Origin of the sequence: Rufibacter sediminis (assembly GCF_014269285.1) — a bacterium.
GTDB lineage: Bacteria > Bacteroidota > Bacteroidia > Cytophagales > Hymenobacteraceae > Nibribacter > Nibribacter sediminis.
This window is the reverse complement of the sequence record NZ_JACOAF010000006.1, coordinates 47,680-55,333: the sequence shown is the minus strand read 5'-3', so window position 1 is coordinate 55,333 and position 7,654 is coordinate 47,680. Positions and strand designations below refer to the sequence as shown.

Genomic DNA, 7,654 nt, shown 5'->3' with positions numbered 1-7,654 from the left:
TGCTGTTTTGAGGGGCTTTTTTGGTAAAAGCCCCTCAAAACAGCACCCCTTCGTTTCTGGTTAAGGAATTAGGAACCGGAAGCTTCTTTTATCTGAATAGGAAGCTCAGAAAGGAGCGGTCTTTATTTCAACGTAATCTGTTCTTGCTCAAAAGCCTCTTTTACTTTCTCGTTCAAGGCCTCAGACACCTGCTGAAAGCGGTAATTGCCCCTTTGGACCCACACCTTCACGGAGATGGTCATGGATTGGGCCGCCAGTTTCTCCACGCCTACGCTAGGTTCCGGCTCGTTGAGAATCCGGTCATCGGTGGAAATCACGCGTTGGATCACCTCCCTAATCTTGGAAAGCGGCACCGCTGAGTCCACGGTGTACCCAATGTCCAGCCGCCGGTTGTTCTCCACGTCGTAATTCACGACTACTGCCGAGGCAAGCGGTCCGTTGGGAAGATAAATGGTTTTGTTGTCCTCCGTAGTGATCACCGTATTAAAGATATTGATCAGGGCCACGGTGCCTTTCTGCCCCTGCGCCTCAATAAAGTCTCCTACCCTAAACGGTTTGATGGCCAGAATCAGCACTCCTCCCGCGAAGTTGGAAAGACTACCCTGTAACGCCAGCCCTACCGCCAGCCCCGCCGATCCCAAAAGCGCGATAAACGACGTCACCTCCAGGCCCACCTGCGCAATCACCACCAGAATGAGCATGACCAGTAACACGATTTTGAGGATGTTTTTCAAAAACGGTCGCAAAGACGGGTCCACGTTCTTGCGGGTCATCACCTGAAAGGTGTATTCCGTGATGCGTCGGATAAACCAAAGGCCGACTATAAGGATGAAAATTGCTACCAGCAATTTGATGCCATATAACAGGGCGAAATCTTGGATTCTTATGAAGAGGCGTTCGGCGTTAAACATGGTGGGAGGGTGAGGAGTAAAAATAAGTTTTAGAAGTCTTAGCCATTGAGCAGGAGCAGCAATTGCTTTTTGTAGAGGCCATGCGCTAAAGCCAACAAGTAGAGCGCCGTAATTGGTTTTTGAATCCTCTGCAACAAGGGAGCCCTGTGCTCTGCCGCTAAGTACGCATGAAGTGCAATCAGACACAAAGCACTTGCTGGAGACAAGATCCTGAAATCAAAGGTATCAAATTTCATTATGAAGATCCTGAGTCCCACAACAAGTAGCCAATACGCCATTCCAACTAAAGCAATCGTGAGAGGAAGTGAATCAGAGGTATGAGGTTGAAGTTGCGTTTGCCAGTCTTGAACTTTGCGAGCTTGATAAAAAGCGTACAGCATTAGTAGTACTTGAAGCAAAAAAAAAGCTACAGCAACAGGATCAATGACCGGAAAAGGTATTTTTCTAATCAGAAGAAATTCATTTAGCTGAGCTTGCCCAAGGTTTATGAGTAAATAAGAGAAGGATTCATCCGGGTTTAATCGGGTTGCGCCGGAGTAATGTCCTGTCTGGGAATAGATAAACCAGAAATATAGGCTCATTCCCAAAGCCATACTTGCCGCGGCAACTATCAATTGTATCGCCTTTCTATGCTTTTTCTTAAGAAGCATTAAAATGGAGGCAGCTCCTACAACTCCTATTATAAAACCACCTACGTAACGGTATAAAAACATAGACAAGCCTGCCGCTACTAAGGTTATGGTTTTGAATAAAGTTTTGGCTTCCGTATTCATGATACAACGATGCAGCGCAATACTGCACCACAGGAGCGCCACTGTAAATCCTGCTTCTGACCAGGTGTATGAGAAGATATCCAGGAGTGAATTAGTGCAGAATGCCAATCCCAACCATACCGCGTTTTGAGGATGATTTCGGTAAAAGAACCAAAAAGCGACAGACAACCAAAGCAGGTTGACCAACTTAGAACTCCACAGGGAAGGCAAAGAGGTAAGTCCAGAAACAATTGCAATTGAGAAGGGGTAACCAGCAGGCCAAAGTGAAAAGTATCGTTCCTGGTCACCTGGCAGCGAGTATCGGAGATCGCCGTCTTCTATAATAGATTTGGCAGCCTCCATGTAATGGAAAGAATCTGGTGTTGTGAATCCATTTTCCTCCACCGCTACACGCAACAGAATCACCAATGAAATGGCTAGAAATAAAAGAATAGGCTTTGTTTTCGTGCCCATGGTGTGTCTTTACTTTGAACAGAGGTTTGTCTTAGTTGGATTCTGACTGCTGCTAACTGTTCCTATTCTACTGCCAAACTCTTAAAGCTACCACAAATGCCTCGACTGTAGAATCAGGTTAGGATCCAGGCAGATCTGGCGGTAGAAGGCTTCTTCAGAGGGGGCACAGACACCGGGGAAATCACCGGATTTTCCTAAAAGATCGGTCATGAGCTGGAAGTGCAGGTGCGGGGGCCAGTCGCCGTTCTCGGGGTAAGGGCCCATGGTGGCTACCTGCTGTCCGGCGGCGAAGGGTTTCCCAACAGATAAGCCGTCTAACGAGGTGCGGCTCAGGTGCCCGTACAAGGTGTAGAACGGAATGCCCTCCAGTTCATGCTGCAGCAGGATGGTAGGGCCGTAATCTCCAAAGTTGGCATTGTCCTGAAAGCTGTGCACGGAGCCGGCAACCGGGGCATAGATAGGAATACCGGCCGGTGCCCAGATGTCCACGCCCAGGTGAATGGATCTGGACTCCTGGGGGCCGGCAAAGTGCTCGCTGCGGCGGTAAATAACCCGGTTTTCAAAATAGCCGCCTACTCCCACCTGGGCATTTTTCTGGCGTAGCATCTCCAAAACAAACGTTTCAAAAGCGGCGGTGTCACGTAACTCGGTGTGGCGCAGGGCATCGTTTTGAGCCGTGAAATCGAGGCGGGTCACTTGGTCCCCGTTCAGGTCATAATCCAGAATGGGGGCGAAGGAGGCCGCGTGGGCCGCCAGGAGCGTGATCAGTTTGGAGGAGTTTTCCATAAAAAGCCGCTAAAACGGAATCTGGTGGAGAATTGATCGGGAAAGATAGTTGAAAAACAAACGTCCGGCCGCTTTTTTTAGACGAAGTTCAGGGCGGGAAAATGAAATGTTGTAACTTTCCCTCCATATTAAAAGTTAGTCAACCCGAAACACCTACGTTTTTCGTATAGAAACTATGAGCAACGCTTATTTCAACATGAAAGTGGCGGACATCACGCAAGAGACGTCAGATGCCATCACCCTTCATTTAGAACATCCAGATAAACAAAGTATCCCTTACCTTCCGGGCCAGTTCCTGACGCTCATTCTGCCGGTAAACGGACAGAAAGTGCGCCGTTCGTACTCGTTGTGCAGCATCCCCGAGGACCCGTATTTCTCGGTGACGGTGAAACGGGTAGAAGGCGGACTCGTCTCCAATTTCCTGGCCGAGAATGCCCAGGTGGGGCAGACCATTGAAGTGATGGCCCCCATCGGGAACTTCAATTTGAAGCCAGAACCGGCTCAGAAGCGCCACATCTTCCTGTTTGGCGGCGGCAGCGGCATCACGCCCCTCATGTCCATGCTGAGAAGCACCCTGAAGTACGAGCCGCAGAGTCGCATCACCCTCATCTACGGAAACCGCAACGTGGACTCGGTCATCTTCAAAGAACAGCTCCTGCAACTGGAGCAGCAGCACCCAGATCATCTGAAAGTGGTGCATGTGTTCAACGAGGCCCTGGTAGATGCCACCGAGAAGCAAGACCACATTGGTCTGCTGGACCGCAGCATGGTATTGCGCCTGCTGGATGACCTCCGGTTGCCCGGCTATCAGCAGGAAAGCTACTACATGTGCGGCCCTGAGGGCATGATGAACGAGGTGCGCGAGGCCCTTAACTTTAAGAGCGTGCCGGCGGGCCAGATCTACAAGGAAAGCTTCACCGCCCCCACCGGACCAGAAACGCACGGTGCCGATGTGAGCGCCGCTCCGGAGACAGACGAAATCATCACCCGCAACGTTACTATCATCTATGAAGGCCAGGAGTACCAGGTGGAGGTGAAACCCACCGAGACCATCCTGGAAGCCGGCCTGAAAGCCGATATCGATTTACCGTATTCCTGCCAGGCCGGGCTTTGTACTGCCTGCATGGGCAAGTGCGTGAGCGGCCGCGTGCATTTAGATGAGCGCGAAGGCTTGTCAGACGCGGAAATCGCCCAAGGCTACGTTTTGAATTGCGTAGGCCATCCGCTCACCGCCGACGTGGTGATTGAGATTGGCTAAGCGCTTTTAACCTGTTTTATGGAAAACACCCCCAAAACGCTCGCGTTACCGGAGCGCAAAACCCGCCAGTATCTGCCCCATGATTTTGAGGTGGGAGATTGGGCATCGTTGGAGTCTTATTTCGAGGAACTGAAAACCCGCGAGCTCCACTCGCTGGCCGACCTGGAGAAATGGATCGCGGACCGCAGTGAACTGGAGAGCGTGCTCTCTGAGAACCTGGCGTGGCGCTACATCAAGATGACCTGCGATACCCAGGACGAGGCCCTCACCCAGGCGTTTCAGTTCTTCGTGACCGAGATTGAGCCCCAAGCCTCGCCGTATGACGATGCCTTCAACCGCAAGTTGGTGGAGTCGCCGTACATTGACGGGCTGGATGAGCAGAAATACCGCATTTACCTACGGGGCGTTCGGCGGGCCATTGAGCTGTTCCGGGAGGAGAACATTCCGTTGCAGACCGAAATCAGCACGAAGCAGCAGCAGTACGGCGCCATTGCCGGGGCCATGATGGTGACCCTGGACGGCGAGGAAATGACGCTGCAACGCGCCGCCGACCGGCTGAAACAAACCGACCGCGCGGTGCGCGAGGAAGCCTATTTGGCTATTCAGAACCGCCGCCTGGAAGACAAAGAAAAGCTGGATGAACTCTACACCGAGCTGGTGCAGCTGCGCCACCAAGTGGCCCTGAACACCGGGTTTGAGAACTTCCGGGACTACATGTTCGCCGCCCTCGGCCGGTTTGACTATGGTCCTGAAGACACCTTTTCGTTTCACCAGGCCATCAAGGAGAAAGTGGTGCCCGTTACTCGCCAGATAGACCAGGAGCACAAAGTGCAACTGGGACTGGACACGCTGCGCCCCTGGGACATGGACGTGGACCCGAGCATGCTGCCGCCGCTGGAGCCGTTCCAGACCGGTGACGAGCTGCTGACCAAAACCATTGACTGTTTCTACCGGCTGGATTCTTTCTTAGGCGATTGCCTGGTGACCATGCGCGAGATGGGCCATCTGGACCTGGAATCCAGAAAAGGCAAGGCTCCGGGAGGCTACAATTATCCGCTGGACGAGATTGGCGTGCCGTTCATCTTCATGAATGCGACTTCCTCGCTCCGCGATGTGGTGACGTTGCTGCACGAAGGCGGCCACGCGGTCCATTCGTTCCTGACCCGTGACCTGCCGTTGAACGCGGCCAAACATCCACCGTCTGAGGTAGCCGAGCTGGCCTCCATGTCTATGGAACTGCTGACCATTGACCACTGGGATATCTTCTTCCCGAACCAGGAGGATCTGGTACGTGCCAAGCGCCAGCATCTGGAGGGCGTTCTGGAGACCTTCCCGTGGGTAGCTACCATTGACAAGTTCCAGCACTGGGTCTACGAAAATCCTAACCACACCGTAGAAGAGCGTCACCAGAACTGGGTGCGGATCTTTGAGGAGTTCAACCTGCAGGAAGTAGACTGGAGCGGGCTGGAGCACGTGAAGCCGTTCATCTGGCAAAAGCAGCTGCACCTGTACGAGGTTCCTTTCTACTACGTGGAGTACGCCATGGCGCAACTAGGTGCCGTAGCCGTCTGGAAACGCTACAAGTCTGAGCCGAAAGCTGCGCTGGAAGGTTATAAAAACGCCTTGAGCCTGGGCTACACCGCCACTATCGGGGAGATCTACGCCGCCGCCGGCATCAGATTTGATTTCTCCAGTGACTACATCCAATCGCTGGTAGATTTTGTGAAAGACGAATTAGAGCAACTAGGTTAAAAGAGCAAACCGGACCCAGTTGTATTCTAGGCCTGGTTTCTTGAAAACAGCCCCAAAGCAGGAAAGCCTCAGAGTTCATCTGAGGCTTTCCTGCTTTGGGGCTGTTTTGTAACTCGGGTGAAGGTTTACTCAGGACCCAAAAGAACTATGCTGTTTTAGGCCTTGATTTGTAAAAGTAAGCCCAAAACGGATTCTATTGCTCTACGTCTTCGTCTGTGGGTTTGGCGTTCTTGTCTACCCACTGGAACAGAGGGGCGGGTTGCAGGGTGTCAAACGGTTTCCCCAGTTTAGGCACTTGTTTCTTGTAGCGGCGCAGCAGCGTATTCAGTTCTTTGGCGGTCTGGTCATAGCTGCCACGGTAAAAAACTGTCTCGGTCTGGTGGGCGCTGATGGATTCATTCAGGGAGTCTACCCGGGCAACGCCGGTGGGGCCGCTTTCCGGCAGGAAAGCCCGGAGGGCATTCCAGACGGAGTCTTGGGCGGCGTCATAGGCATCTATCCGGTCAGAGTCGCGCACGCTGTTGCGGTCATAGCGTAAGTTGCGCAGCCGGCGGAGAGCCTGCTGTAAATCAGCACGCTTCTGGGCTTCCATGGCCCCGGGCGGAATAGCGGCCAGCATTTCCTCCATCTGCTGTGTTTTCAGGCTGTCGCTCCACATCATCACGCGCCAACGGCCGTTCAGGGTATCTGACAGCACGGTGAGTTCCTGCTTTAGCTGCTCATCGGAGATGGGGCGGGCCAGCGGGCCAGACCTGCCTGACTCTTTGGAGCAGCCGGCTAAACTGACCAGGACGGCCAGGGTTAATCCAAAGAAGATATTTTTTTTCATGTTTTCTTCTGTAAGGGGAAAAGACCCAAGCCGGTGATGTTCCTTTTAAGGAGCCTACAACTTAGATCAGACACCCTGCAAACGTAGGAGTACCCTTTCCCGTTGCATCATGACCAAATCAGCGCGAGGCTGGCGTAATGCGGGCAAGGAAAGCGGCAGAAACGGCCGCCTTCCCCAGGGAACGCCGGAGCGTGGGTGAAATTATCCGGGACAGCGAAAACAGGTCAGATTAGAAGTTCTTGAGACCGTTGAGTAGTAAATTGGATAGGAACTCGGCAATCTCGTCGGGGCTCATTTTGCCTTCGGGCTTGTACCACATGTGCAGCCAGTTCAGGCTGGAGAGGAGCGTCAATACCACAAATTTCTCGTCGTTCACCTTGAACTCGCCGCTGGCGATGCCTTCGCGCACAATGGCCCGCAGGCTTTCTTCGTAGCTGTAGCGCATGTCATGGAACTTGGTCAGGGACGGTTCGCTCAGGTGGCGCCACTCGTTCAGGAACACGCCCGCCGCCGGAGGATTCTTGGTTAATACGCGCACGTGCGCGGCCACGGCCAGCCGAAGTTTCTCGCCCGCAGGTACGTCCTTGTTCTTTACCTCGTCAAAAGCCGCGTTGAATTCATCGGCCATTTTAAAACAGACGCGCTGCAGAATGTCTTCCTTTGATTTGATGTGCGAGTACAGGCTGCCGGCTTCAATGCCCAGTTCCAGCGCGAGGTCGCGCATGGTGGTGGCGGCAAAGCCTCTGGACTTGAAAAGCGACGTGGCAACTTGGTCTATTTGTTCTTTACGCGACAATTGGGTGCTGGACATAGAGGTACTGTTTACTGTCAAAGCTACTAATGCGAACGCCCGTTAGCAAATTTTGTTTGCCCGCCGACGCCCGGGTATACA

The 7,654-nt window shown here is 52.9% G+C and carries 7 protein-coding genes; 2 read left to right on the top strand and 5 right to left on the bottom strand.

Annotated elements, in window-relative coordinates:
• Positions 1-122: 122 nt before the first annotated feature.
• From H7U12_RS02760 to H7U12_RS02750, 3 genes are all read right to left on the bottom strand, one after another.
• The gene (locus tag H7U12_RS02760; protein WP_186632534.1) at positions 123-911 is read right to left on the bottom strand and encodes a mechanosensitive ion channel family protein; all 789 of its coding nucleotides are present in this window, start codon (positions 909-911) and stop codon (positions 123-125) included.
• 38 nt (positions 912-949) lie between these two features.
• Positions 950-2,137, bottom strand: a complete 1,188-nt coding sequence (locus H7U12_RS02755; RefSeq protein WP_186632531.1) for a hypothetical protein — start codon at positions 2,135-2,137, stop codon at positions 950-952.
• An 87-nt stretch (positions 2,138-2,224) separates the two neighbouring features.
• Positions 2,225-2,923 (bottom strand): peptidoglycan DD-metalloendopeptidase family protein, encoded by a 699-nt coding sequence (locus H7U12_RS02750; protein WP_186632528.1) that lies wholly within the window; start codon positions 2,921-2,923, stop codon positions 2,225-2,227.
• Between the two features lie 175 nt (positions 2,924-3,098).
• Here H7U12_RS02750 and H7U12_RS02745 point away from each other — a divergent pair, with 175 nt between their 5' ends.
• Together H7U12_RS02745 and H7U12_RS02740 are read left to right on the top strand one after the other, a co-directional pair.
• Entirely contained in the window at positions 3,099-4,181 is a 1,083-nt protein-coding gene (locus tag H7U12_RS02745; RefSeq protein ID WP_186632525.1) for a ferredoxin--NADP reductase, read from the top strand.
• Positions 4,182-4,199: 18 nt separating this feature from the next.
• Complete coding sequence (locus H7U12_RS02740; RefSeq protein WP_186632522.1) at positions 4,200-5,933, top strand: M3 family oligoendopeptidase; 1,734 nt, start codon at positions 4,200-4,202, stop codon at positions 5,931-5,933.
• A 193-nt stretch (positions 5,934-6,126) separates the two neighbouring features.
• Here the strand turns inward: H7U12_RS02740 and H7U12_RS02735 are convergent, their stop codons facing one another.
• Positions 6,127-6,762, bottom strand: a complete 636-nt coding sequence (locus tag H7U12_RS02735; protein ID WP_186632519.1) for a hypothetical protein — start codon at positions 6,760-6,762, stop codon at positions 6,127-6,129.
• Between the two features lie 229 nt (positions 6,763-6,991).
• Positions 6,992-7,573, bottom strand: a complete 582-nt coding sequence (locus H7U12_RS02730) for a TetR/AcrR family transcriptional regulator (protein ID WP_186632516.1) — start codon at positions 7,571-7,573, stop codon at positions 6,992-6,994.
• Positions 7,574-7,654: the final 81 nt, after the last annotated feature.